The 26,015-nt window shown below is 42.6% G+C and carries 28 protein-coding genes, 5 pseudogenes and 1 riboswitch; of the genes and pseudogenes, 26 read left to right on the forward strand and 7 right to left on the reverse strand.

Translation table 11 applies throughout. From position 1 onward, the window contains the following. Positions 1–111 precede the first annotated feature (111 nt). Positions 112–267, reverse strand: a complete 156-nt coding sequence (locus ACH33_RS19795) for a hypothetical protein (protein ID WP_175493690.1) — start codon at positions 265–267, stop codon at positions 112–114. Between the two features lie 230 nt (positions 268–497). On the opposite strand from ACH33_RS19795, the gene ACH33_RS04845 reads away from it, so the two are divergent. The 19 genes and pseudogenes from ACH33_RS04845 (at position 498) to ACH33_RS04915 (ending at position 13,789) form a co-directional block, all read left to right on the forward strand. After that, on the forward strand, positions 498–818 hold the full coding sequence (locus ACH33_RS04845) for a hypothetical protein (protein WP_057900474.1): 321 nt from the start codon (positions 498–500) through the stop codon (positions 816–818). Positions 819–1,035: 217 nt separating this feature from the next. Continuing rightward, positions 1,036–1,671, forward strand: a complete 636-nt coding sequence (locus ACH33_RS04850) for a pyridoxamine 5'-phosphate oxidase family protein (RefSeq protein WP_057900475.1) — start codon at positions 1,036–1,038, stop codon at positions 1,669–1,671. Between the two features lie 205 nt (positions 1,672–1,876). After that, on the forward strand, positions 1,877–2,491 hold the full coding sequence (locus ACH33_RS04855) for a CHAT domain-containing protein (RefSeq protein ID WP_057900476.1): 615 nt from the start codon (positions 1,877–1,879) through the stop codon (positions 2,489–2,491). A 196-nt stretch (positions 2,492–2,687) separates the two neighbouring features. Further along, positions 2,688–2,915 (forward strand): alpha/beta-type small acid-soluble spore protein, encoded by a 228-nt coding sequence (locus ACH33_RS04860; protein ID WP_057900486.1) that lies wholly within the window; start codon positions 2,688–2,690, stop codon positions 2,913–2,915. 177 nt (positions 2,916–3,092) lie between these two features. Beyond that, positions 3,093–3,461, forward strand: a pseudogene (gene tnpA / locus ACH33_RS19645) (IS200/IS605 family transposase); the annotation flags it as partial. A gap of 212 nt (positions 3,462–3,673) precedes the next feature. Next, positions 3,674–4,240 carry an RNA-guided endonuclease TnpB family protein gene (locus ACH33_RS04870; RefSeq protein WP_236782011.1) on the forward strand — a complete coding sequence of 189 codons (567 nt, stop codon included), beginning with the start codon at positions 3,674–3,676 and terminating at the stop codon, positions 4,238–4,240. Positions 4,241–4,795: 555 nt separating this feature from the next. Continuing rightward, entirely contained in the window at positions 4,796–5,911 is a 1,116-nt protein-coding gene (locus ACH33_RS19800) for a DUF6883 domain-containing protein (protein ID WP_204244855.1), read from the forward strand. Between the two features lie 8 nt (positions 5,912–5,919). Further along, positions 5,920–6,120, forward strand: coding sequence for a DUF4926 domain-containing protein (locus ACH33_RS04880; protein ID WP_057900477.1), 201 nt, complete (start codon positions 5,920–5,922; stop codon positions 6,118–6,120). 223 nt (positions 6,121–6,343) lie between these two features. Then, on the forward strand, positions 6,344–6,799 hold the full coding sequence (locus ACH33_RS04885) for a hypothetical protein (RefSeq protein WP_057900478.1): 456 nt from the start codon (positions 6,344–6,346) through the stop codon (positions 6,797–6,799). Positions 6,800–6,803: 4 nt separating this feature from the next. Next, positions 6,804–6,956: a hypothetical protein gene (locus ACH33_RS19805; protein ID WP_175493629.1), complete on the forward strand. Its 153-nt coding sequence runs from the start codon at positions 6,804–6,806 to the stop codon at positions 6,954–6,956. 124 nt (positions 6,957–7,080) lie between these two features. Then, positions 7,081–7,251 (forward strand): hypothetical protein, encoded by a 171-nt coding sequence (locus ACH33_RS19090; RefSeq protein WP_156424000.1) that lies wholly within the window; start codon positions 7,081–7,083, stop codon positions 7,249–7,251. 78 nt (positions 7,252–7,329) lie between these two features. Next, positions 7,330–7,827, forward strand: a complete 498-nt coding sequence (locus tag ACH33_RS04890) for an HGGxSTG domain-containing protein (RefSeq protein WP_057900479.1) — start codon at positions 7,330–7,332, stop codon at positions 7,825–7,827. A gap of 188 nt (positions 7,828–8,015) precedes the next feature. Further along, positions 8,016–8,825: a recombinase family protein gene (locus tag ACH33_RS04895; RefSeq protein ID WP_057900480.1), complete on the forward strand. Its 810-nt coding sequence runs from the start codon at positions 8,016–8,018 to the stop codon at positions 8,823–8,825. A gap of 16 nt (positions 8,826–8,841) precedes the next feature. Then, positions 8,842–9,012 carry an IDEAL domain-containing protein gene (locus ACH33_RS18565; protein ID WP_082705898.1) on the forward strand — a complete coding sequence of 57 codons (171 nt, stop codon included), beginning with the start codon at positions 8,842–8,844 and terminating at the stop codon, positions 9,010–9,012. Positions 9,013–9,393: 381 nt separating this feature from the next. Next, entirely contained in the window at positions 9,394–10,218 is an 825-nt protein-coding gene (locus ACH33_RS04900) for a hypothetical protein (protein WP_057900481.1), read from the forward strand. A gap of 340 nt (positions 10,219–10,558) precedes the next feature. Then, a complete protein-coding gene (locus ACH33_RS04905) occupies positions 10,559–11,794 on the forward strand; it encodes an IS110 family RNA-guided transposase (protein ID WP_057900023.1) in 1,236 nt (411 codons plus the stop codon). Between the two features lie 432 nt (positions 11,795–12,226). Then, positions 12,227–12,682, forward strand: coding sequence for a hypothetical protein (locus ACH33_RS04910; protein WP_057900482.1), 456 nt, complete (start codon positions 12,227–12,229; stop codon positions 12,680–12,682). A gap of 436 nt (positions 12,683–13,118) precedes the next feature. Further along, positions 13,119–13,277: a hypothetical protein gene (locus tag ACH33_RS19810; RefSeq protein WP_175493630.1), complete on the forward strand. Its 159-nt coding sequence runs from the start codon at positions 13,119–13,121 to the stop codon at positions 13,275–13,277. Positions 13,278–13,291: 14 nt separating this feature from the next. Beyond that, positions 13,292–13,789 (forward strand): hypothetical protein, encoded by a 498-nt coding sequence (locus ACH33_RS04915; RefSeq protein ID WP_057900483.1) that lies wholly within the window; start codon positions 13,292–13,294, stop codon positions 13,787–13,789. A gap of 311 nt (positions 13,790–14,100) precedes the next feature. Here the strand turns inward: ACH33_RS04915 and ACH33_RS18570 are convergent. Continuing rightward, positions 14,101–14,312 (reverse strand): annotated as a pseudogene (locus ACH33_RS18570) (helix-turn-helix domain-containing protein). On the opposite strand from ACH33_RS18570, the pseudogene ACH33_RS04920 reads away from it, so the two are divergent. Both ACH33_RS04920 and ACH33_RS04925 read left to right on the forward strand, forming a co-directional pair. Continuing rightward, positions 14,283–14,699 (forward strand): annotated as a pseudogene (locus ACH33_RS04920) (transposase); the annotation flags it as partial. The pseudogenes ACH33_RS18570 and ACH33_RS04920 sit on opposite strands and share 30 nt — an antisense overlap. A gap of 37 nt (positions 14,700–14,736) precedes the next feature. After that, positions 14,737–15,450 carry an AHH domain-containing protein gene (locus ACH33_RS04925; RefSeq protein WP_082705899.1) on the forward strand — a complete coding sequence of 238 codons (714 nt, stop codon included), beginning with the start codon at positions 14,737–14,739 and terminating at the stop codon, positions 15,448–15,450. Positions 15,451–15,574: 124 nt separating this feature from the next. Here the strand turns inward: ACH33_RS04925 and ACH33_RS20030 are convergent. Further along, a pseudogene (locus ACH33_RS20030) lies at positions 15,575–15,670 on the reverse strand (DUF4351 domain-containing protein); the annotation flags it as partial. Between the two features lie 199 nt (positions 15,671–15,869). On the opposite strand from ACH33_RS20030, the pseudogene ACH33_RS04930 reads away from it, so the two are divergent. Then, positions 15,870–16,163 (forward strand): annotated as a pseudogene (locus ACH33_RS04930) (sigma-70 family RNA polymerase sigma factor); the annotation flags it as partial. Positions 16,164–16,222: 59 nt separating this feature from the next. Here ACH33_RS04930 and ACH33_RS04935 read toward each other — a convergent pair. Next, positions 16,223–17,014 (reverse strand): LysM peptidoglycan-binding domain-containing protein, encoded by a 792-nt coding sequence (locus tag ACH33_RS04935; protein WP_057897999.1) that lies wholly within the window; start codon positions 17,012–17,014, stop codon positions 16,223–16,225. 8 nt (positions 17,015–17,022) lie between these two features. Beyond that, positions 17,023–17,172: riboswitch (cyclic di-AMP (ydaO/yuaA leader) on the reverse strand. A 59-nt stretch (positions 17,173–17,231) separates the two neighbouring features. After that, a complete protein-coding gene (locus tag ACH33_RS04940) occupies positions 17,232–17,945 on the reverse strand; it encodes a polysaccharide deacetylase family protein (RefSeq protein ID WP_057898000.1) in 714 nt (237 codons plus the stop codon). A 151-nt stretch (positions 17,946–18,096) separates the two neighbouring features. On the opposite strand from ACH33_RS04940, the gene ACH33_RS04945 reads away from it, so the two are divergent. The 3 genes from ACH33_RS04945 to ACH33_RS04955 all read left to right on the forward strand — a co-directional run bounded on the left by ACH33_RS04945 (position 18,097) and on the right by ACH33_RS04955 (position 22,380). Beyond that, complete coding sequence (locus ACH33_RS04945; protein ID WP_057898001.1) at positions 18,097–19,434, forward strand: cytochrome ubiquinol oxidase subunit I; 1,338 nt, start codon at positions 18,097–18,099, stop codon at positions 19,432–19,434. A 30-nt stretch (positions 19,435–19,464) separates the two neighbouring features. After that, the gene (locus ACH33_RS04950; RefSeq protein ID WP_057898002.1) at positions 19,465–20,496 is read left to right on the forward strand and encodes a cytochrome d ubiquinol oxidase subunit II; all 1,032 of its coding nucleotides are present in this window, start codon (positions 19,465–19,467) and stop codon (positions 20,494–20,496) included. A gap of 318 nt (positions 20,497–20,814) precedes the next feature. Continuing rightward, on the forward strand, positions 20,815–22,380 hold the full coding sequence (locus ACH33_RS04955) for a fatty acid--CoA ligase (RefSeq protein ID WP_057898003.1): 1,566 nt from the start codon (positions 20,815–20,817) through the stop codon (positions 22,378–22,380). A gap of 76 nt (positions 22,381–22,456) precedes the next feature. Here ACH33_RS04955 and ACH33_RS04960 read toward each other — a convergent pair whose 3' ends face one another. Continuing rightward, positions 22,457–24,004 carry a hypothetical protein gene (locus ACH33_RS04960; protein WP_057898004.1) on the reverse strand — a complete coding sequence of 516 codons (1,548 nt, stop codon included), beginning with the start codon at positions 24,002–24,004 and terminating at the stop codon, positions 22,457–22,459. After that, on the reverse strand, positions 24,001–24,192 hold the full coding sequence (locus ACH33_RS04965; protein ID WP_057898005.1) for a hypothetical protein: 192 nt from the start codon (positions 24,190–24,192) through the stop codon (positions 24,001–24,003). Before ACH33_RS04965 ends, ACH33_RS04960 begins: the two co-directional genes overlap by 4 nt. A gap of 187 nt (positions 24,193–24,379) precedes the next feature. On the opposite strand from ACH33_RS04965, the gene aspA reads away from it, so the two are divergent. After that, complete coding sequence (gene aspA, locus ACH33_RS04970) at positions 24,380–25,807, forward strand: aspartate ammonia-lyase (RefSeq protein ID WP_057898006.1); 1,428 nt, start codon at positions 24,380–24,382, stop codon at positions 25,805–25,807. Positions 25,808–26,015: the final 208 nt, after the last annotated feature.

The following is a 26,015-nucleotide window of genomic DNA, read 5'->3' on the forward strand; positions in this document are numbered from 1 at the left end:
AAAAGTTCTGGAGAGACGGAATGTAGAAGGTATGGCGGGATAGGCTGCTAAGGAGTATGGGGAAGAGAGTGGGATAAAATAGCTGGGGCTCACTGAAAAAGCGGTAGGGAACTATCTCTTTTCAACGAATAAGAGAATGAGAGTAGCTACAGGGCCTAAAAGTAGGGAGAGTATGAACCAATTTAATCCTGTTCTATTTTTGCCTTGGGCTAATCCGGCATTGATTAAGGCGAGTGTGCCCCAACCTACAAAGAACTCGTTTTCCATATCAGTGTCTCCTTTTTATTAAAATCTCCGCTGAGCGATTAGCAAATCTCTACTGGAATTATACATTAGGCAGTATATAATTGGTAGATAAAAGTTACCGATGTATAGGAAGTTCACGAAAGGGTTCATCATTATGAGATGACTTTTGGAGAAGAGGAAGATGTGTAAAAGTCCTGACATTTTATGAAATTTATAGTAAAATCATAACAAATGACGGGGGAGGATATAAAATGAAAAGATTATGGTTAGCCTTTTTGCTTGTATTTCTTTTACTGCCTGGTGTTGCGTCCGCGCAGGTACAGACTGAGAAAACCGTGATTAAGCAGGTATACTATGACCCAGAAGTAAAGTCATATTGCATCGAAACGGATGAAGATGAAGAGGGTGCGTTTTGGTATCTTTGTATGTTTTATATGGACAAGGAGAATAAGGCACTAACGAAAGCCTTACAACAGGCGTTATTGAATAAAAAGATTGAAGTGACATATGAAGATTATGAAAGCGAAGACTCGGAAGACTGGGAAATGATTGAGTTTGTTGTTTTAAATTAAAGATATGAGAGGGTTGTGCTTGCGGCCCTCTTTTTCTGAGGTGTTTGTATGGCAGACGGTTTTATCAGTAAAAACTCAATTCCGCATGCGGCAGAGACATGGTAGGCTGATGGAGCGGGTAGTAGTCTAATAAAACACAAACGAATAGCTCAATTTATTATAAATTATAAAAACATATACATGAAATGAATAAAAACTCGGTGGTGTTTAAGGACTGATGAATAAAATAAGTGTGTTCGGAGAAAGGATTTCAACTGAGGAAGAACTTCGTTCGCTTATTGGGTATCCAGGCGACCTTGTGAATCGAAAGGTCATTTTCCATCTGGATGTTCATTGCCGAAATTTTATAGCTCAATCTCCTTTTTTACTCTTAGCAACAGCCGATCATTCAGGGCTATGTGATGTCTCTCCTAGAGGAGATGTACCAGGATTTGTATTCGTACTTGATGAGAAACATTTAGTTATTCCCGAACGTCCAGGCAATCGCAGAGTGGATTCCATGCGTAATATTTTATCTAATCCTCAAGTAGGTCTTCTCTTTTTGATACCAGGATTAGGAGAGACACTTAGGATTAACGGGAAGGCCTGTTTAGTAAAAGATGAAAAATTACTTAAACAGATGGAAGTCAATGGGCGTAGTCCTCTTGTTGGTATAGGTGTTGAAGTGGAAGAATGTTTTGTTCATTGTGCCAAAGCTATTTTACGTTCTAAGCTTTGGGGACCTGAAACATGGCCAGATAAAAAGAGATTACCGTCCGCTGCTAAAATGTTGGCTGACCATGCCAAAATGCCAGGAACCACTGTTGACGAAATTGCTGAAATACTTCGGGAGAGTTACTCTAATCGCCTTTAGTGAATTTGCCGAGAAGCCTCTTCGACGCTATCAAATGGAGAATTGCCTGTCGGATATCCCATATGCTTGTATGAAAAACTGGGTTTTACAAAGCTGCCATTTAGAAAAGAGAGATGGGTTGTCAGGAGATTTATGAAACGTTTAGACCGTTTTGGCGTATTAGGTTTGTGAATCCAGAAATTTATTGTCAAGAGGAGGAAAAGATATGTGGAATCCTGTAGATACCCGTTTTTATGCTAAAAAGCTTCCAGTGGCCATTGCTGCGATCGGCGACGGAGCGGAAGCCAATTATATTCGTACTTTGCTTGAACAACTTGACGTCGTGACGCTTTTGCACGCCATCGGCACGCCGGATGATTTTTTACAAGTTATCAGCCAGAACGAAAGCGCTCCCCCGTATCTGATCATCAGTGCCCACGGCGACAAGGGCGGCCTTATTTTTGGAGAATACATAGAAGAAATTGACGTATCCAGTTTGCAGGACGGAGTCATGCGTCCCCCCGTCATCGCCGAAGCGATTCGCCTTCCTGGTACGGTGGTGATTAATACCGCCTGCTCGGCCGGTGTTAAAGAAGCGGGGGAGGCGTTTATGAAAGGAGAGATTCAGGCGTACATCGCGGCTGACGAGGATGTCACCGGAGAAACGACAGCGCTATTTCTCATGCACTTTTTCTACCGGATGCTGAAAGGAAGTTCACTTGAAGAGGCGTGGGAACACGCTGCCTCCTATGATGAGGAGAGTCGTTTGTATCGTTTATACCTGCGTGATGGTATTTATAAAGTGGGGGACGACGGAAAAAAGCAGATCATTGAAGGATAGACGGCATCCTTAATAAAAAAACGCCATTAATTCGCGAAAGTAACAGCCTGTAATCAGGCGTTTTTACATTTCTAAAATTATTTTCTACGGATAAAATTACCAACCTATCCTATGTATAAATTACTTCCTATGCGGAATTGTAAGAATATCAAGTACCAAAATCATCTACATAGGAGGAATGAAGATTATGCCACGTATGCAACAAAACCAACAACAAGAATCACGTAACACCAATCAATTACTGGCTCCACAAGCACGCGTAGCTTTAGATCAAATGAAATATGAAATCGCTGCTGAATTTGGTGTGGTATTGGGGCCGGATACAACATCACGTCAAAACGGTTCTGTAGGTGGGGAGATTACGAAGCGTCTTGTACAAATGGCAGAGCAACAATTAAGCGGCAGAACAGGGCGTCTGCAATAAATTTCTTCATAAAACCAGCCCTATTCCTATATTCTTGCATACCATATAGGGATGGGGAACAGTCAGAAACCTTCCGGGAAAGTCCGGGAGGTTTTTAACTGTGGTTGTGGCATAGATAACGAGAAAAAAGCCGAATTTGGTTGTCGAGAGTGTTGATTACAGATTCTCCGAATGGATATGAACGAATACAGAAGAACACGCACAACAGTCTCTTTAATCAATTATCATTTCGTTTTTTGTTCTCGATATAGAAGGAAAATATTCCTTCGTGCTGATGTAGAGGAACGTTTCAAACAGTTGGTGCAGGAAATATGTGAGGAATTGGAAATTATCATTGTTGCTTTAGAATGCGACAAAGACCATACACATATGTTTCTAAATGTGTTGCCAACATTTAGTCCTGCTGATATTATGGCAAAAATCAAAAGAGTAACTTCTAAAAAGTTAAGGGAGGAATTTCCACATCTTCAACATTTGCCAAGTTTATGGACACGTTCCTATTTTGTATCTACCGCAGGAAATGTATCGAGTGAAACAATGTCACAAACAATGACGGTTAAAGTCAAACTACTTCCAACAAAAGAACAGACTTCTATTTTGCGGCAGATGAGTCAAGAGTATATTTCGACTATCAATACGCTTGTATCTGAAATGGTCGCGGAAAAGAAAAGCACAAGGAAGTCGAGTAAGGATGTTTTTGCTCACTTGCCGAGTGCGGTCAAAAATCAAGCGATAAAAAAGGAACAGGATTGAAAGTGATGGGTGTTGATTTGGGATTAAAAGTCCCTGCTGTCGCTGTGACAGATGATGAAAAGGTTCGCTTTTTTGGTAATGGTAGACAAAACAAGTACATGAAGCGAAAATTCCGTTCCGTTCGTAAAGCATTAGGGAAAAAGAAAAAACTCAATGCCATTCGTAAGTTAGACGATAAAGAACAGCGTTGGATGAAAGACCAAGACCATAAAGTTAGTCGTGCAATCGTTGATTTTGCAAAAGAAAATAAGATTTCTATTATTCGCTTGGAACGACTTGCGAACATCCGACAGACGGCAAGAACAAGCCGTAAAAACGAGAAAAACTTGCACTCATGGTCATTCTATCGCCTGTCCCAATTCATCGAATACAAAGCAAAATTGGTTGGCATCAAAGTTGAATATGTGAATCCTGCTTATACAAGCCAAACGTGTCTTCAGTGTTCCGTAAGGAATAAAGCACAAGACCGTAAATACAAATGTGAATGTGGCTTTGAAAAGCACAGAGATGTAGTAGGTGCAATGAATATTCGATATGCACCTGTGATTGATGGTAACAGTCAATCAGCATAGGGAACTATATGTTCTGCCCTATGAGGGGTGATGGCACACCCTAAACTTCGGGGTTGTTCAAAACAGAAATGGACTGCGAACGCTAACTACCGAAGAATCCCATCGGCTTTAGCCGTGGGAGTGTCAAATCAATGCGATTGTCCAGCTTGCTACTGGTGAAAAGCAGGTTGCCGTCAGGGGACAGAGCTGCACCGTACGGTTCTTGGCCAACCGTAATCTCATTAACAGTTTTTGGTCAAATTTGAACCAAAACGGTGTTTTTAATGGTTGTTTGTTTGCCATAATGGGCATTATTAGGCGTTATAGTAATGGTTCTATTATGTGGCTCAGCTAGTTTTTTACTGTCTACGATGGTGTTGCAAAACTTATAATCGTTGAATGGTAAAGGGTAAATATAATCAATTATGCATAATCCTATAATTTGTAAAAATAGGTCTATGAATTAGGTGGAAAATATTTTAAATTGTTAATATATGTATATATTGGGCGATGCATGCATTATATGTAACTCATTTCCTTTACGTCCGATTCAAAAAAAGAAAGAGTGAAGACGAAGTGTTTGGATCGTTAAAAAATATATATGATATGTATAGGCTCGGAAAAAGTGTTGTGAACTCAAAAAGTTTTCAAAAATCACTCAACAGGGCGGAAAAAGAATATCAAAAGAGAAGGAAAAAGCAGGAGGAAAAATTAAAAAGAACAAAGGCTGGAAGAAGGCAATTAAAAGAAATAAAAGCTTATGAAAAAGCTACAAAACAATTGTGGAAAGGGTTCACTCAGTCCTTTCAGACCTTAGGTAAGGTATGTACTTCCGCTAGAAAACTCGCAACCAACCTATTGCCCATTGAACAGATTTACAAATTAAAGAAGATCATGAAGGCTGAGGTGATAAAGAAACAAAATTCCGCTATTAAAAAGTTGCAGAAGCCAAAACCCATTCAAAAACCAAAATCAGTCTCCCCATCACCTCCACCAAAGCGTAGTATGATGGATGATCTGGTAGTTGGATTAAAGAAGTTTGGAAGAGAGTTCAAACCTGCTTTTTCTCACGGAGCCAAAGAGCTTGCTACGCTTTCAAATTATAAACCCTTAACTAGGGAATTAGTTGGAAAAGAGAATTTTGACGCATTAACAGACAATAAATGGACGATGGATGATGTGAAAGCCGCAGGCGGAGCATTAGAAAATTTGTTTTTGGGAAGGCTTAAGATTGTCAAAAACATCAATAAAACGGTTAAAATTACAAAAAGATTGGATAAAGCGAAACAGCCATTACAACCGCCGAAGCCGAAACAATCCACTGGGAATGCAACTAAGGGGATGGGTAAAGTTCAAAATGCTTTACCTAACCTAGAGAATGCAAAGATAGACCCTCGAAAACTCACAGACTACGCTCTAAATCCGGAACATCCAGTGGGGGGCAATAAAGCGAAAGTGTTTGAAAGTGCTCTAGGATACAATAAATCAAATGCCGATGAATTAATGAAGCAGGTTCAAGAGAAGTTACCTCAGAGTGAAGCTATCTTGGGGAAAGCAGACCAATATGGACAAAGGTATACTGTGGATATGCAGATAACAGGTCCAAATGGTAATACAACAACAGTCAGAACAGGTTGGATTATTAAACCAGGTTCAGATGTACCAGAGATGACAACAATATATGTAAAGTAGGTGATTAAATGAGTTTTGATGAACTCGATACTGTCGTGATATTAAATGATTACCCAAATGAAGGGATAAAAAAGGGTGATATCGGGGTGGTAGTTTCAGTGCATACAGTTCCGAATGAAGCATATGAAATCGAATTTGTAGATGATGAAGGTAGAACTAAATCCATAATCGTACTTGAGCCACATGAGATAGAGAAGTATGTGGGCTAATTGGTAACGGTTACCCGTGCTGAAAAAACGAACGTTCGCGCTGATGGGAAAATATAGACGGGTTTACATCTTAAAAACAAGATCGTACAATACAACCAATAAACCAAACACTAAAAAACTTGACAAACACGCTTAGACCAACTTTCAAAGGCTTATTCCAACTTTAACGATAAGGAGGAATGAGCCTTTTTTGCATGCCCTAAATCAAAGGAGGAAAAGGAAAATGGCAAAGCAGGTACAGGAAAAGGTAGGTCTAATTGCACAGGCAGAAGCAGAGTATGAGGCAATCGTAGACGAAGTAAGGGGATACTGCCAGAAAGCACGAGAGTTACGACAACAGGCGGACGAACTTAGACGTTCAGGTAATATCGCCCCAAAGGTAGCGTCAGAAGTAAGGAAACTACTCGAACAGGCTGAATACTTTTACCAGTTGGCAGACGAAAAGGACGGACACCCAAGACTGGAAGCAATTCGCCGTTTGGAAGAACTACAACGTGAAGCATCTGGATTAAGGGAGACTGTACAGCATAACGAAAGTGTGTTAGCCCGTCAGAAAAAGGAATTGGACGTAGCAAAGGAAGAAGCGGCGGCGATGATTCGGCGGGCAGAGGAACGAATACAGGAAACGGAAAAGCTAATAGCTTCCCAAATGGCAAAGCTGGAAGAATTGGAGGGATAGACGAATGGCGCAACTAAGCCCCGAAGCAGTAGAAGCACGCCGCCAGTACGAAAGAGAATACAGACGGAAGTGGCGGCAAAAACCCGAAAACAAAGAAAAGCAAAGAGAGTACGAGCGCAGGTACTGGGAGCGAAAGGCAAAGCAGTCCAAGGAATAACCCATACAGCCCCACGCTCTTATAGTGCAAACCGCATCAACAAACAAAGCAAGGACATATTACCCGACAAGGAACGAAACCACGATACAAACCAAATACGAAGGTCGCAGGAGGAATAACAAAAATGACGGAGCATGAGAAATTCTTATGGGAAGAACTGAGCATGGCAAACGAAAGCCATACGAGAATCCTAAACCTGTTAGAATGCTATATCGACTTTGTCGTTGGAGTAGGATTGCAAGACGAGTTTCATGCCTACCTGGCAAAGAGAGTTACACCAAGCCGAAATGGATGATGAGATAAAAGCTGGGGGCGTATAGTCCTCCCCCGGTCGGGGAAACAAACCTCATGAAATAAGGTAAGGGGTGAAAGGATGGAGAAAAAGCTCTGCGGAGCAAAGACGAGAAGCGGCGAGCCTTGCCAGAAAGCGGCGTTGCATAATGGACGGTGCAGATTGCATGGTGGAAAATCAACGGGGCCGAAAGACCGTTCCAAGCTAAAAGGCAACAAAAACGCGCTGAAACATGGGCTGTATGAAACGATCTGGCTGGATACGCTGACAGACGAAGAACGGCAACTGTATGCAAGAGTATCAACCGACCCGACAACCCAAGTGGAAAACGAGTTCAAACTGTCCGACATACGCATCCGGCGCATGTTGCAACGTATCAAGCAGGAAGAAGAAAAGGACAAGCCGAATCAAGCTGCTATCCGAGCCATTGAGGAAGCGATCACGAAAGTACAGATGAACAAGGCAACACTTATTCGGGAAAACAGCAGGCTGGTGGAAAGGAACGGAACAGAAAGCGATGGAGCATTAGACCAACTGGCAGTCATACTAGAACAGGCGAGAAAAAAGCATCAAAAATGATTCGGGAAGCAAACAAGGCAGACAGCTTTGTTCGCTTCCTTTTTTGTGGTTCGCGCAGGGGATACGCGATAATAAAATGACAGTTGGCTTACCACGATCACGGTTAGCGCATGGCAGGAAGGATAAAAGGAATTGTGATTCGTATTACCCAGGTCGTAAACTGTAACAAAAAATAGGAGGAACTGGAAATGGTTCAAGAGACAATCAAGAAGGTGGTCGGGTATGCCCGCATATCTTCAGATAGCCAGATTGGAAATACATCCATAGCGGAGCAGGTAAGGAAGATAGAAGCATACTGTATCAGCCAAGGCTGGGAACTGGCAAAGATGTTCATTGACGAAGGGGAAAGTGGAAGCACGAAAGAACGTGGCGGCTACCGAGATATGATGCAATACATAGAGCAAACGGAAAACGAGATCAGCGGTATCGTTGTCCTCAAGGCAGACCGCATCCATAGACGGCTGAAAAATCTGCTGGAACTGATTGAGGACGAACTGGAACCGAAAGGGATTGCTTTCATTAGCGTGTCGGAAAACTTTGATACTTCCACCCCGCAAGGGATGCTGTTCCTGCAAATGATCGGCTCTTTTGCAGAGTTTGAACGCAAGATTATCAACGAACGGACGAAAAGTGGACGGATTGCCACCGCTAGAGAGAATAAATACGCAGGTGGGGGTGTGCCATACGGCTATCAGGTAGTGAATGGGACGATCTTGTTGGACGAGCAACAAGCGCAGACGGTGAAAAGTATCTTTCAACTCTATGTAGAGGGGAATAACCCATACAAAATCGCTTGCAAGTTGAACCGAGCAGGCATCACAACGAAGACGGGTAAGCAATGGACAGTGGTACAGGTACAAAACATTTTGAACAACGAGACGTATACAGGTTTTAATATGTACAACGGGCTAAAGGAGAGGAACGGCATTCGGCAGAAAGACGTTTTCCCTCGTATCATTAGCCGCCAGTTGTGGAATAAGGCAAGGCAGGTTAGCTAAATAGGAGGATGAACAAATGAGCGAATTCAAAGAGCCAATGATGATGTGTTCTAAGGATTACGACGAAATGATTGACATGGCTCTAGCCATGAAGGATAAAGAATGGTTTGAGGAACTGGTTACCAAGCAAAAGCGGTTACGTGAACTAGAGATTGAGATGCGCCGCGAATTAGGTGTACTTGACTAGGATACGAGCATACTCCACAGCAGACCAACGAGAACAGGGCGAGATGACGTTCTTATGTAGGATTACCACAAATGACACCGATGATGGGAGATACAAACAAGAGCGAACCATCTCACAGGGTTAAACGTTATTGTTGACCCCAAGCAAAGCACGTGTCATAATCTCCATACAGTATTCAATTGTGATTCAGGGGGATACTGCTAACTTGGTAAACTTCAACTCTTAGAGCACTTGATTGTCTGTAATGGGCGACAAGTGCTTTTTTGCGTTCAACAGTCAGAAACGGACAGCGCCCGATAATTACTTAATTAGTCGAGTAAGTGTACATTTTACAATCACAAGTAGCCAAAAAAGCGTATGAGAACGGGAGTGTAGCGTGTGATGAAGGCAACTATATCTATCGACAAATTTGTCATGGAGTACAAGGATGTGCCGCTTGGGGCTTATTACGGATTGATAAGAGATGCGGCGATGAACGGGTTTCAAATGAAAGAAACGGTGTATTGGGGCGAATACTGCTACGAGTTGCATATACGGAAAGAGAAGAAAGCCTACCTACATGTATTTTACAAGAACTTTAGGGAGACGAAGGGACATTTGCATACTTTGCGACTAGAGACGCGCCCCGAACATTACTTGCATTTTTATGAGTTGCTGGAACCGATACGCAAGGTGGCAAGCAGGATATACTTTGTTGGCTGTGATGTGGCGTATGATGTGCGTACCTCATTGGAACATGTGGTGGTGATCCCGATGCATGGTAAGAGAAAAATGACTCATGAAGGAACAACGAGGTATTTCGGATTACCTTGTCAGCGCAAGACAAACGGATACTGCCGCATTTACGATAAAAAGCTGGAGCTATGGGAAAAGCAAAAGATCATGCTTGACCACGAGTTGAGCCGTATTGAGATTGTCTACAAGCCCGATAAGAAAATACTGTTGACGGATGTGAGCGGACATCCACCAGAGCAGAACAAGCAATATTTTGCGGCAGTGGTACCAGATTGGAGCGAACTCCCTAAAAGACGGGCAGAACAGATTCGCAACTTGAGGGATGGAGTAGATATGTATGATCGTCGTATTCGAAAAGCGGTAAAAGAAACCCTTGCCGCCCGGTATCACGTAGATTTCAACCAGTTAGCAAGGGAACAATGGGAATCGCTCGTTGAAGTACCTTGTGCGGTATTGCTGGGGGCAGCATAAACCGCAGATTCAACAGCGACTGGTGTAACGATTTCGCATATACAGTATACGACCTTCCCCCAGAGGAAAACGACAGAAAACATACAGGGTTGTGCAGATTTTGGAAAATATCGTATACTACGCATCATTGTTTCCTGTTGGTGTACGGGAGAGTAAAAAATTTTGCTCGGCACTTAAAAAACAACAACATTTTGATATATGTCTGATACAGACGTTGAACGATGAGAAAATGGACTGGCTGGCGTCCCGTTGCGGGTCACTTGTTGACTAACGCTTGAGCTGAGGTTGCCGACATTTTTTCCACATTCAACGTATTTCATAGACAGAGGTGATGCCTTGCATGCACTACAAACAGAAGCATATTTACATTGGAGTTGACCTGCACAAGAAAACACATACGGCTGTGGTAATCAATTGCTGGAACGAGAAGCTGGGGGAAATTACGTTTGAGAACAAGCCCGCCGCTTTTGATGAACTGACCACGTATGTCAAGCAGTTCAAGAAGCGAGGCATGACCCCTGTGTATGGGTTGGAAGATGTAGGCGGGTACGGCAGGGCATTAGCGGTGTACCTGCTGGAAAACAAACAGAAGGTGAAGGAAGTAAACTCCGCTCTTTCCTACGCCGAGCGCAAAAGTTACCCGACCACACAGAAAAGCGATAGCTGGGATGCGGAGTGTGTAGCAAAAATCCTGCTAAACAAGCTGGACATGTTACCCGACGCAAACCCGCAAGACGTATACTGGACGATTGGTCAACTGGTGACGAGAAGGAATGGCTTGGTGAAGGCATTGATCTCCCTTAAAAACCAATTGCACACCCAACTCAGTTACCATTACCCCAGTTACAAGAAGTTTTTTAGCGATATAGACGGAAAATGTGCGCTGGCGTTTTGGGAGAAGTACCCCGCCCCGCATTTGCTGGAAGGTGTATCGGCAGAAACATTGTCGGCATTTTTGCGGAAGTCGAGCAATAACGCCTGCTCCACAAGGAAGGCGGAGGAAATATTGGCATTGGTTCAGGCAGATGGCGATACAACAAGAAAGTACCAAGAACAGCGCAACTTTCTTATCCAGAGCCACGTAAGAGATATACAGTTCAAAAAGAAGGAAATTGCGTATGTGGAGGAAGAACTAGGTAGAATGATGAAGGTACTAGATTTCCAACTGGAAACCATGCCAGGAATTGATTTGGTAACGGCATCTTCTCTAGTTGCAGAAATAGGTGACATTAACCGCTTTGCCAGCGCAGACAAACTGGCACGTTTTGCAGGAATCGCACCTGTTAATTTCAGTTCTGGCGGTAAGGGTACGAACCAAAAAAGCAGACAGGGCAATAGGGTATTGCATGGCTTGTTTTACAACCTAGCTGTCCAGCAAGTACAAGTTTCAAAAGGGAGCAAAAAGCCACGAAATCCATTATTTTACGAATACTTCAACCGCAAAAAAGAAGAAGGAAAAACGCCAACGCAAGCATTGGTATGTGTGATGCGGCGGTTAGTCAATATCATCTATGGCATGATGAAGAACAAAACAGCGTTCCGTCTTCCTGAAAAAGCAGAAAAACAAGCAAGCTGACTGGTGGTATTGCTGGTACATCTAGCAGCCACCGTTACTTTTCAATAGTCTAGCTTTACAACATAGGGGACGGATAATGCTTCGAGCAATCTAAATAAAGATTTTAAAAATTATCGAAAGACTTTTTTCAACGAGTATCCTGAATTAAAAGGGAAGGTTATTGTACATCACGCTATTGAGCAACAAATATTAAAAAGATATAAAGGGCTTTTCAGTGAGCAAGAAATACACGCTCTAGAGAATTTACGTGGAATCCCTAAGGAGATTAATAGTAGTCTTCATTTATCGACAATTAGAAAAGAGTGGAATAGCTTTTATAAGAATAACAAAAACCCAACCAGAGAAGACATAATTAACTTCATGTTGAAACTTGATAAGGAGTATGGGCATTTATTTAATCCACCTGTAAAAAAATGATTTGGAGGTAAGGCTATGAATTTATATTTACTAGAGCCTGAAGTTGCTGGCGGGCATGGAGAACAAACGATTTACGAAGATGGAGATTTTGATAAAGTAAAGTTTTTGCACTATGAGTTCTATGGATGGTTAGGTGATGAACTATTAGAATCAACACCTTGTTTTATAATTACTAGTTCTTTAGCAAAAGAATTAGTTGCCGCAAATCTAACTGGCTACAAGTTAACCAATTGTTTAATAACGACTAGTGAAGAATTCGAGGATTCTTCGCCCGACACAGAATTACCAGAGTTTAAGCAGTTAATTCCATTGGGAAAGGTTACTACTGAAGATAACACATATCATTTTTGGTCAGGTGAAGACTTTTGTCTCTCTGAAAATAATAGTTTAGTTGTTACTCAAAATGCATTAAGTATTCTACAATCGCATACTTTGAATCAGTGTAGTATTACAGTTCTCCATAAAAAATAAAATAGGTTTGACGATTAGACGATACCAATGTCGAATGAATTCATCATTCAACTAATACCACATATAATGCATGCCGAATGCCACAATACGAGTTAACTGTCTGTATTGTGGTCTTCTTTTGCTTTTGGCGGCGGTTAATGAATCGCCAACCCCCCAGTGTCGAATGAGTCGCTTTCTCCACTACCAACAAGCATAACCCAAATCATGCCTATATAATATTCCTGCGATTTCCCTGTACGTACATCATGACACATATTGGTTTACAACTCAGGGTACTAGTAATTTTATTAAGGTTGATAAGAATAAAATAATACAGACAGCTACTGCGCATAGAAAAGGTGGAGAAACTGTAGTAGGTCATGCTTTACAGAAACATGCAGGCAGAAATCCTGATATTTGGGGGAAAGTAAAAGGAGGTCCTGACCAGATAAATCAAATGGCACTAAAACATCTTCAAGAAATATTGAATGGACCAGGAGGATTTAAAAGAGTAAAAAACTCTAGAGGGATAGAGTTTCTTGAGAAAAAGCTTCCTGATGGACGTGGGGTACGTTTAAATCTTGACGGAACATTTAAAGGATTTATTGATCAGTAAAGGGGTTAGCCGAAATGGAAAACTTAGAGATTGTATTATTGGATTTTAAGAAAGAAGAACTTGAAACTCTAATTCATGAAGAACTTAAGTTATCGACCTTAAACATTAAATCATCACATTTTTATGATTTAAACTTAGGAAAAGATATAGAATTTTCTCAAGTAAAAAACATGAAAGAGGTATTATCACCAACAGGAACGGGCAATATTGTTCTAGAACAATTGCAATTAGGAATAACCCTGAAAAATGTAGTAATAGTTTTTTCTTTTGATGAGGAATACGGAGATATCGTTTTCAATTTTCCTGAAAGCGAAATATTTGTAGATGATAAGAGTGAGGTTAAATCGAGATTTAAAAAGTTAGTTAATTATTTAATGAATTTAAAAATCAAATATAATATTTCTAAAGTGATAATAGGTTACGAACCTGCTTATGATGAAGATACAATGTTAATCGAATTTAGCAATAATACTCTTAACTTGGAAAAGGTGCTAGAAAAAATACTTTATTAAATTCTTTGAGCCTCAAGAAATTCCTTGAGGCTCTTTTTATAGGCATATAGTGTCGAATAAACCGTTAGACCGACAATCTATACCTATAACTCCCGAACTCCTTGAATGATAATTTTTTGAGTTATCTTGTACGCACAGAATGAATTTGGAAAAGATGTCCTATTTTATGATTTTCATCAACGATAAACAATGGAAAAATCATCAGCTACCACCGTTTTTATCTCCAAAAACCTTACCTTTGTTTTCTCAACGTTTTAAAAATTTTTTTCGCAACTTTTTCTTCACTACCACCGATTACTATAGCGAGAGGATTACTCCAACTCGATTAACTCCTGGATGTCGATGTCTAGCACTTTGCATACTTTTTCCAATGTGGAGAGATAAACTCTGTCTACGTTGTCCGAACAAAGATGGCTGATGGTGCTGTGCTTGGGCGCAGCCCTGTGAGCCGGGCCAATTCACGTTGAGAAATGCCACGTTCTTTCAGGATTTCTTTCAGCTTGAAACGATGCCAGGCATTGATACGGTGACAGCATCCGCTTTCATTGCAGAAATCGGGGATATTCATCGTTTCACTAATTCCGATAAACTTGCAAGATACGCAGGAATAGCCCCTGTCCGAATGGGTTCGGGCGGCAAGGAAACTATTCAGAAAAGCAAAAAAGGAAACAGGGAATTATACACTATCTTTTATAACTTGGCTGTTCAACAAATACATATTTGTAAAGGTAGTAAAACTCCTCGAAATCCTGTGTTTTACGAGTATTATCAGAAAAAGCTAGCAGAAGGTAAAACCAAACAACAAGCGCTTATTTGCATTATGAGAAGACTTGTCAATATTATCTATGGCATGATGGAGAATAAAACCGCTTATATCATGCCTGACATACCTAACAGCAAAGTAAGTTGATATAATGAGTGGTAGTTACTGAACTGCCACTCTTTTTATAAAGTCATGTTTATTAGACTTTCCTAAGGGGACGCCAAAAGCTAAACCTGAACAAGTACATCATTATGCAACTAATAAAAGTAAGAAGTATACACCGCAAATAGAAGCGATTACGAAAAAGTATGGCTTAGATTTGGATGAGGCTTGGAATAAAGAATTGCTTCCGCATCAAGGTAGGCATCCGGATGACGATATTATGTGTTATTGTGAAGAAACTTATGGGATAGAGCAATACCAGCTTAAAGAGGGAAAACTCTTCAAAAGTTGGAACGAAAGAATCACTTTTTATTATGACCCGAACGAGGGGGAACGGCAAACAGACTACCTAGCGAATAATTTAGGGTGGTTTGTCGTTTCGTCTAAATTGAAGAGGGTTTTAGACAGTTTAGAAAAGGGTAATATTCAGTATTTCCCTGTTAGAATCATAGACAAGTGTACGAACGAGCCGCTGGAAGGTTATTTTGTGGCAAATATTATAAATGTGGTAGACGCGCTTTGTCTTGAACATTCAAAGGATAGTGTTTTTGAACTAGATGGAGAAAAAATATATTCGGTACAAAAATATGCGTTGACTAAAGAGAATGTAGCTGGGAATCATATAATTAAACTAAAAGGGGATGAGATACCAGTATTTGTGTCAGAAAAGTTTAGGGAAGAAATAGAGAAGAATGGGATTATTGGGTGCGACTTTCAAGAAGTAAAGGTAGTTTAGAGGTGGATACCGGACTAAACGTTTTGACTGGGAGTTCTGCATCTTAAAGGGGAGCATATCACAGTGTCATACAAGCCGGGTCTGCACCAGCATGCGAAGAAATTCTTTTTTTGGCTTCTACTCATTCTTTGGAAGTGTACCTTATTTTGCTTAGCAGTGCAGCCGCGATAGGATTGTCCTGCTGAATATAGTCACGCCAGTTTTTTTGTTTCAGTTCGACTTTTATTGATAATGATAAGTCTGTAACGTATAAAGTTGTATTTAAAGGGGGTTCCGTATTTTATTTTTTGGATAATTGTGGAGAAAAAAGATTGAATCCATCTGAACCGGATAAAGGTTGGGTTAACCAGTACTTTTTGTCGGGGAATGCACACACGAATATGGATCTGATCGCACAACACATACAACATATTTGGTTAAATGAAATATCCCTTATCGATATTCTTGGCACAGAAGCGAACGAAGTCGAAGATAAGGTACAGCTAAAGATTGAAAAAAACAAAATTTATCAGCACATTCATATCCTCGATGATAGGGAAAAAGAAGTTATTATTGGCCGCTTCGGGCTGGATAACGAAGAGGAACGGACACAGCGGGAGATCGCGCGTGAGCTTGGCATTTCACGTTCATATGTATCGCGGATTGAGAAGAGGGCTTTATTGAAGTTGTTTCATGAATTTTACCGCAAAAACGAGAATGCAGTGAAAAATTAATCGAACATATAAAAACAAACCGCCGAAAAATGGGAAAAAATTTTTCGGCGGTTTGTTTCTTATTTTAAAACATAAACTTTTATATTTTGAACGCCAAACTTACTTACATGTTCTGGTGAGCCTGGCACGAAAATATCCACGCGGTTGTTTTGAATAGCTCCGCCAATATCGGTGGCGTGTGCGATCATACCGCCTTTCGGAAGCCCCTGGAAGGAATAGCCTGTAATGTACACTTTGCTTCCAAGCGGAATCACATCTGGATCGACCGCGATGGTACCGACCTTCAGCTTATTGCCGAAGTAGTCCACACCTTCCCACCCGCCGTTTTCTTCAGGTGCAGCGGAATAAGCCGTTGCTTTTGAAAAAATGACGCGCTTATAGGTAAACTTTTTACCAGAGGCCGTTTTCACCGACGGACTGTCGGAAGTTTTGTTGGCTGCAATTGCGGTCGCTGGTTTGTTCGCTTTCTTTTTTGGTGCCTTTTTATCGTCTTGTTTCTTTTCTGGCAACACAAGTACGGTGCCGCCTTGAATATTTTGCGGGTCTACGTTTGGATTCGCGGCTTGCAGCTTTTGGACAGGAACGTTTAGCTTCTTCGCGATGGTCCAGAAAGTTTCTCCTTCCATGGCTGTATAGGTGTCCGGTAATTGAATCGTAGAACCGATTTGCAAGTTTAATGGATCAACGGATGGGTTGACAGCCTGAAGCGAAGTGAAAGGTAGATGATGAGCCTTTTCAATGTTCCACAGCGTATCATTTCTTTTTACTTTGTACTCTGCACCGGCGGCTATATTGGTGGCGCTTACGCATGCAGTTAATGTAAGTAAACCGGTAAATAAACTTTTTTTCATACAAAAAACTCTCCTCTCCTGATAGCCTACAAGGTTAGTTGCCGGGTTCGGGTTCAGGAGTTTACCCTATGCTTATCCATGTATCTTGATAAGCAATTCACCCCAAAAGAGTATCCCCTGCACTTCTTTATTTAAAGAAGTTTCGGCTTTTTTGTACCCCGACATCATAACACAAAAATCAAAAGAGGATCGCTGGTAATTATAAGTACTTAAAGTTTTATCTTTCTTTTTCTTGTAAAAGATGGGAAAGTGTTACGAATTTATACCCTTTTTTAGAAAGAATAGGAAGGATTTTCTCCACTGCAAGCAATGTTTGCGTCTGGTCGATACCGGAGTCGTGAAACAGAATAATATCTCCCGGTTTGGCTCCACTTGTTACTTTGTTAACTATGTAGTCGATCCCCGGATGTGCCCAATCGCGCGTATCTTGGTGGTATGACCAGATGACGACCGGATGTTTTTGTTTTGTCGAACTGAGAAGCACAGTATATGTTACTTCTCCTCCGGGTGGACGAAAGAAGCGCGGGTGTTTCCCGATTAGCGAGTAAATGACTTGATCGGTTTTGCGGATTTCATCACGTAAACGGGCCGTAGTTATGTTCTTCATACGCGGGTGGGTAAACGTATGGTTGCCGATTTCATGACCTCTGCGATTAATGTCCCTGATCACACGCGGATACCATTTCGCGCGCTGGCCCACGACAAAAAACGTCGCTTTGGCATGATATTTGTCAAGAATGTTTAGCAACTTAGCCGTATAGACAGGATGGGGGCCATCGTCGAACGTAAGGGCAATGAGTTTCCGCTTCGTGTCAACATGGTAAATAGGGGAAGCAGTCGATTTCGAGATTGCTGGCGCTGCTGGAAACACAGTGGCCCAGCAGCATAACAATGTGGCGATTAAGCTAACGAAAAGCTTCACAATTTTCATGTCTCTCACCGTTTTATGTAATGGTATGTATAATGTTTGCGCGTTTTTGGATAGGTATGCTTACAAAGGGTGGGAATGCATGCAGAATATTTATCGTGTAGGAAAACAATACTAAAGTGGAAAGCATTCCAGATGAGAGGAGCAGAAAACGGTGGATGATTTGCAACTAGCCCGGGCGTTGTTTGGGACGACAATGGGATTTCATATTATTTTTGCTACGCTTGGCGTGGGGCTTCCGCTGATGATTTTAACAGCAGAAGTTTTGCGCCAGTGGAAAAAAGACAAAGACTATGGCATTATGGCACAACGCTGGACGAAAGGATTTGCGGTGCTTCTCGGGGTGGCTATTCCTTCCGGCACCATTGCGGGTGTTCAGCTTTCCTTGCTGTGGCCTGGTTTTATGGAAGTCGTTGGGAAGGTTGTTGCTCTTCCGTTTCAGATTGAGATTTTCGCTTTTTTGTTGGAAGCGTTGTTCATGTCCATTTATGTGTATGCGGCCGATCGGTTGTCCGCGTCTATGCGCATTCTAAGCATGATATTCGTAGTGATTGGTGCGGCAGCATCCGCGATCCTGATTACAAATGTGCATGCATTTCAGGGAACGCCCGCCGGTTTTAGGATGGAAAACGGCGAAGTGATTGATGTGGATCCGTGGGTTGGATTTTTTAACCCGAGTTTTTTTGTATCGGCGGGACATGTTACTTTGTCTGCTTACATGACCGGCGCATTTACGATTGCTTCCATTGCAGCGTTTAAATTGTTGAAGAGTAACAGGGGAAGTAAGGAATTTTTATTTCACCGCAAAGCGTTAATGATGGCTCTTACCGTTGGCGGTTTGTTTTCTCTTGGCACGGCGCTGAACGGTCATGATTCGGCGCAAATGCTACACAAATACCAGCCGGAGAAACTTGCGGCCGCTGAAGGACTTTTTGAAACGCAGCCGTATGCTCCGTTGGCGATCGGTGGTTATACGGATGAAGCCACTAGAAGTGTCAAGTATGCGATCGAGATTCCGGGGCTGCTCAGTTTTCTTGCGGGCAACCGGTTTGACGAGGTAGTAGCCGGATTAAACGATTTTCCACGCGAATACTGGCCGCCACTTTATGTGCATATATTGTTCAACGCGATGGTCGGCATCGGTGGCCTGCTTCTTGCGCTATCTATCATTGGATTTGTTTGGCGTCATTTACTGAGGCGGGAAACGTTTCCGCGCTGGTTGATGTGGTTGTTTATTGTAACGGGACCGTTGGCAATGATCGGAATTGAGTGTGGCTGGATTTTTGCCTGCACCGGGCGTCAGCCATGGGTGTTGTACCGGACGCTTTTGACTGCTGATTCCGTTACTCAGGCAGGCAATATCGGGTTTTTATTTGTTCTGTTTGTTGGGATTTATATACTGCTCGGTTTGGCGACCGTGTTTGTGCTGCGCCACTATTTCAAACGCCATCCGCTTGTTAAAGATTTGGAGAAAGTGTCTCTCGGTTCATGAGGTACAGGAATAAGGAAGGGATGGAGGAATATGAGTAATGAATTGATCGCAATTGCTATGTTATGGATGTTTGTGTTCGTGTATTCAGTTGCTGCATCTATTGATTTTGGCACCGGTTTTTGGTCTATGATATACATGAACCGGAGGCAGAACAGGGCAACCAATATCGCTAACCGGTACTTATCCCCTTCGTGGGAAGTGACGAATGTGTTTGTTGTACTTATTGTGGTCGGGCTGATGAGTTTTTTTCCCGGTGCCACATTTACGCTGGGCACGGTACTGCTGATTCCTGGCAGCTTAATTCTGCTGCTTTTGGCTATCCGCAGCGCATTTCTTGTATATTCACATTCGATGGAAGGGTATGAAAGGCAGCTTGCGATTATATCTGGCATTAGCGGTCTGTTTATTCCCGCATTGCTCATTCTTGTTCTGCCCGTTACGCAGGGAGGATTTATTCAAGTAATAAATGGGCATGAGGAATTGTTGCTTGGGAAATTGTTGACAAGCGCAAGCGGGATTTCGTACATGGCTTTTGCCATCAGCAGTACATTCTTTTTGTCTTCGTTGTTGCTATCCGATTACTCTAGGGTCGCGGGTGAAATGGAAGCATACCGCTTATATCGCCGCGACGCCATTTTGAATGGCCCGCTTTCTTTTTTTACTGCGCTGGCACTCGTTACATCCATGAAAAGTGAGGCTTTATGGCTGTATGAAAATTTGCTACATCATTTCTGGCTGCTTATTGCATCGGCTGTAGCGTTCTTTATCGGCTATACGGCGTTGTGGTGGCCGGGAGGAAAGCGCGCTTCATTGCCCGGTCAGCCCCGTGTGGCGGTACTTGGCATCGTGGTACAATACTTGCTTGCCAGCTATGCTTATGGAAAAGCTCATTTGCCCTATATCGTGTATCCGCACGTTACCATTGAGTCCGCTTTTACTCATCCAGATACGTTCCGGGCGCTGTTTGTTTCCTACATTGTCTGCTTTGCGATTCTAACCCCGGGATTTTTATATTTCTGGCGAATGTTTATGAAAGACAAACGTTACGTAAAGCAGCCATAAACATTTTATTTGTTATTTCAGCGTTTCAGCTATGGTTAGAAGGCAGGAAAGTTGGAAGTAAGAAGCACGTTTTGTTTTTTCTTCTCCCTTTCCCCTTCTTTCACTATGAGAACGCCGATATCTGAATGAAGTCAAGTGCATAGAGGAATATTGTTTCTTTTTGATATGAATTATTTCTTTTAGAAATGTATTGTTTCTATTGAAAACAATACACACTGCTAATGATACAACACTTTAGCATTAATAAGTCAGAAAATTGGTTTTATTTTTGCAATAGAAGAAGGAGAGGAATGATTTTAATGCTTTTGGGGGGATAGGATGAGTACGACCGTTGGCGAGTTAGTAGAATGGACAGCCCGGAATTATCCGGAGAAGATCGGTTTGATATACCGGCGTAAAAATCAAGTATGGACGTATAAGCAGTTGGATGAGCAGGTAAATCGCTTTGCAAATGCCCTTATTGGGCTCGGTGTAAGAAAAGGAGATATTGTTTCCGTATTTTTGTACAACACGAGCGAGTTTGTGGTTGCGTTATTCGCAGCTGCAAAAATCGGTGCGGTTTTTAATCCGATTAATTATCGCCTAACCGCCTACGAGTTGCAGTATATTTTAAACGATGCCAACAGTAAAGTTTTGCTATATGAGGAGCAGCTGAAAGAGACGGTTCACAAAACAAAAGAGCTTGGCGTTAAGGTTGAATATTATATTTTTGTTGATGAGCAAGTTCCGGACTATGCCTGTTCGTTTTATGAATTGTTGGAGGAAAGTGAGGATCGTGCGCCGTTCGTTGAAGTTCATGAAAATGATTTATATATCATGATGTATACAAGCGGGACAACCGGGCGGCCGAAAGGCGTGCTTCACCGGCATCGCGATATGGTACACCATAATTTGCTGATGATGCAATGCATGGGACTTAACAAAAATGATATTGGCCTGTGCGTGGCTCCACTCAACCATACGGCTGAATTGCATACATCGTTTTTTCCGCGCATGCAGGTGGGAGCCACAAATGTTCTGCTTCATTCCTTTCAGGCTGAAGAAGTGCTGGCGACGATCGAAAAAGAAAAAGTTACCCATTTGTTCGCAGCGCCGACGATGGTGAATATGCTGTTGAACGATCCTTCGTTTGAAAGATATGATTTATCCTCTTTGCGTTTGCTTGGCTATGGCGGCGCTTCGATGGCACCTGTACTTATTAGACAATTTCAGGAGAAGGTGGGTGCAGATTTGGTGCAGATGTATGGTTTGACGGAGATGGGGCCGGTGGTAACCGTACTGTACCCGGATGAACAGTTGGCCAGGGCCGGATCGGCGGGCAAAGCGGTGATGACGCACGAAGTGAGAATTGTACGCACGCGGGAAGACGGCAGTCCTTCACACCCCGACGACATATGCGGCGTGGGAGAAATTGGAGAAATTATCGTAAGAGGTCCGTGTATGATGCTTGAATATTACAAGCGGCCAGAAGCGACGGAGAAAGCGCTGGCATACGGCTGGTACCATACTGGGGATATGGCTTCGTATGATGAAGATGGATATATTTGGATTCGTGATCGTATTGACCATATGATTGTTTCCGGAGCGGAAAATATTTTTCCGCGTGAGGTGGAAGACAGGCTGATAGAACATCCAGAGGTGCTGGAGGTGGCGGTGGTAGGCAAGCCAGATCCAACATGGGGACAGATTGTTGTTGCTTATGTTGTAACCAAACAGGGAAGTGCGGTGGATAGCAAAGAACTGGATGCTTTTCTTCTTAGCGGCGGCCAACTGGCGAAATATAAGCGACCGCGCGAGTATTACTTTGTGGAGCGTCTGCCTAAAACACCGAGCGGCAAAATCCAAAAATTCGTGCTGGAAAAACAGCTAAAAGAAGTACAGTAAAGCGCAAGTATAAAGCGGGTGAAAAAACTAAGTAAACCCCCGTTCTATTCGAGATAATAGAACGGGGGGATTTTTCTTATTGTTGACTATCTAGCCATTTATTTTTATTGTCAATTAAATATTGGAGCACCGGGTCTGGTTCACCTTGAATCCGGGTGAGAAAGTATTGCGAGAGCAACAAATCGTTGCGGGTCAAATCAAGATAGTCCGGATACGGGTGCGGCGTGAAATTCGGATAGAGCGCATAATACAGATTATGGTTAGGCATAACCCAGAGTTCTTGTGTAGCTTTAATGCCAGCCAACAGCTTATTACCGAGTTCCCTTTTTTCTTCATCCTGGTCACGCAAGTAAGCTTCGTATAGATAATTCATAATCGCGACCAAATGATTAAGGGAAGTATGGGTTCGCTTCGTTTCCGCGCTTCCTACATAATCGGGTACAAACACACCGTATTTGCCGATCTTCATACCATGCATAGCGATGTAACGTGTAAGATATGCGTTCCACTTGCGCAACGCATGCTGAACGGCGGCATCTGGCATGGCTTGCGTGAAGCGGAGCAGGAAGGTGGCGTTGTCTGCGTTCCGCCGGTTGTCCATATACTTATAGCCGATTTTATATTCCTTATTAAGCCATTCCGATCTCGGCTGTGTTTCCCAATATCCTTCTTTGTTTTGGTTTTTTACTGCCGCGTAAGCGAGATGGGTGGCGAGATTGACGAAAAATGCGCCGTTTTCTTCCGTGGAAAGGAAGGAAAGGGCGTGTAAGCCGTCTCCATTGGCCGGATTTCGGTAGAATGAGCCCGGTGCGTACGGACGGTAAGTGGACTCATTCGGATAATAGGCTCCATCTTCTCTTAATTTTTTATCTTTATCCAATTCTAATAACGCCGCTTTGGCTGCCGCCTGCTCGTTGTCCCAGCGAATAAGCGGCTGATTTCCCAGCATTCCCCATGTAACAGCCTCCGTTTTTGCATCCGCGTTCAAAACAAGGGAAAACGTATGACCGTTCGCGGCTTGCGCGTGTTTTATTGGCTGCTCCTTTTCCCTTATCTGTTTGTATACCGTATAACCGAGGGGCGCATAGGCTTCCGCCTGACCAATCCGATAAAACAGGCGTTCTCCGTCTACATAAAGAGCCGAAGAAAAGACAGGCGGAATGTAGCTGCTTTGTTTCCATGTTTTGGTTGGAACTGCTGACAATTGCGCCGTTTTGACAACCGTAGGATCGAAAGCAAGAATGCGCAACGGAATGGAGACTGCTCTGTCAGAAGCGGTATGTTGCACAAAATAAAGCACGCTTCCATTCTCCATCCGGGCCAGCGTTAAGCGAAAAGAGAGCCCGCCTTTTTTATACTGATAATGCGTATATACCGCATGCTCGTATGTATCTGTTGTAACCGAAGGCGTCACGTCGGCAACCCACCCACTGGCTTCAATACGGAACTCTGGAATCCCGTCCTTGTCAAGGTCAATGGGAAAGAAAGCCATGGACGCTTCTTTGGCACTTACTTGCGTTGCAAGTGCGATAAATAAACACAATGACAATAACAAACCGAACCAACGTGCAATCATCGTTTTCATCTGTCTTCGTTCACTCAGCACCTTTCCAAAATCTATCAAAAAATATAAAACTCTTTTTCAATAAAATCAATAGAAGAATGATAAAAAAGCGTCAAAGAAGTCTTTGATGCTTCTAAAACAAAAGGATGTTGCAGAAGCTTGAAATAACATAAAAACCAGTAATCTTCAACAATCTTTTCCACTTCTGAGGCAACGATGTGATGAAATGCTTGCCAGCGATCATGCATACATAATTTAATTGTATAAGAAATGAAGCCATAAGCGAAGAATTTTTTTTTCGGCTTCGAATCATGAAAGAACGGGAATACGATAAGCCACGTTTGTATGATAGTCTGTTGTTTGTTGAATAAATATACCTATAATAAGAGTATGGAGAAAGCAAAATATTACAGCTATTGGAGATGTTATCGAGTCATGGAACAAAACAAAAAATTCCGCGTAGAAAAAGATTTTCTTGGCGAAAAAGAAGTGCCGATTGACGCATATTATGGCGTTCAGACAATGCGTGCAGTAGAGAATTTCCCGATTACCGGATACCGTATTCACGAATCGCTAATCATAGCAATGGCGATGGTCAAAAAGGCAGCCGCGCTTGCCAATATGGAGACTGGACAGTTAAATCCACGCCTTGGTAATGCTATCGTACAGGCGGCGCAAGAAATTATTGACGGAAAGATGCACGATCAATTTATCGTCGATCCGATTCAGGGCGGTGCCGGGACATCCATTAACATGAATACGAATGAAGTGATTGCAAACCGCGCGTTGGAGCTTCTCGGACAGAAGAAAGGCGATTATTTCCAATTAAGTCCAAATACGCATGTTAATATGGCGCAGTCCACCAACGACGCGTTCCCAACTGCCATTCACATTGCAACGCTTTCTATGCTGGAAAAATTGCTGGTTACGATGCAAGAGCTGCACGATGCATTCGGGAAAAAAGCGAAAGAGTTTGACCATATAGTAAAAATGGGACGCACGCATCTTCAGGATGCAGTGCCGATTCGCCTCGGCCAGGAATTTGAAGCGTACCGCCGGGTGCTAGAAAGAGACATGAAACGGATTAAGCAGTCCCGCCAGCATCTGTATGAGGTAAACATGGGTGCCACGGCGGTGGGGACAGGCTTAAACGCTGATCCACGCTATATTAAGAGTGTGGTGAAACGCCTTTCGGAAATTAGCGGTTTCCCGCTTGTAGGTGCAGAACATCTTGTCGACGCGACCCAGAATACGGACGCGTACACAGAAGTATCGGCTGCGCTAAAAGTGTGCATGATGAATATGTCTAAAGTTGCGAACGATCTGCGCTTGATGGCTTCTGGCCCGCGTGTTGGCTTAGGAGAGATTTCGCTTCCGGCTCGTCAGCCTGGCTCTTCCATCATGCCAGGTAAGGTGAACCCTGTAATGGCTGAAGTAATTAATCAAATTGCGTTCCAAGTTATTGGTAATGATCATACGATTTGTCTTGCTTCCGAAGCTGGCCAGCTTGAATTGAATGTAATGGAACCGGTGCTTGTCTTTAATTTATTACAGTCCATCAGTATTATGAACAACGGTTTCCGCGTGTTCCGTCAATATTGCGTGGAAGGTATCATGGCGAATGAAGACAGGCTGAAAGAATACGTGGAGAAGAGCGTAGGCGTGATCACCGCGGTCAACCCACACCTTGGTTATGAGACGGCAGCTCGCATTGCGCGTGAGGCGATTTTGACAGGCAAATCGGTTCGCGAATTATGCCTGTATTACAATGTACTAACGGAAGAGGAACTGGACTTGATTCTTGATCCGTATGAAATGACCAACCCGGGTATTGCGGGCGCATCGCTTTTGTTTAAAGAGTAGCGGTGTTTATGAAGAGGGGCCTTTACGCCCTTCTTTTTTATTTTTATTACTTACCTTAGTGGTTGTTAGCACAAATCGAAAAAGACGATTACCGGGGTTTTCCCAGTTAGGACAAAAATACGTCAATTGTCTCCCGCTTTACCAATATGTTTGCTTCATAAAAAGAAATCCAGAACAAACAATAACAATACTTCAAGCAGGAGGTGAA

It is taken from the genome of Aneurinibacillus sp. XH2, from assembly GCF_001439585.2.
Classification (GTDB): domain Bacteria; phylum Bacillota; class Bacilli; order Aneurinibacillales; family Aneurinibacillaceae; genus Aneurinibacillus; species Aneurinibacillus thermoaerophilus.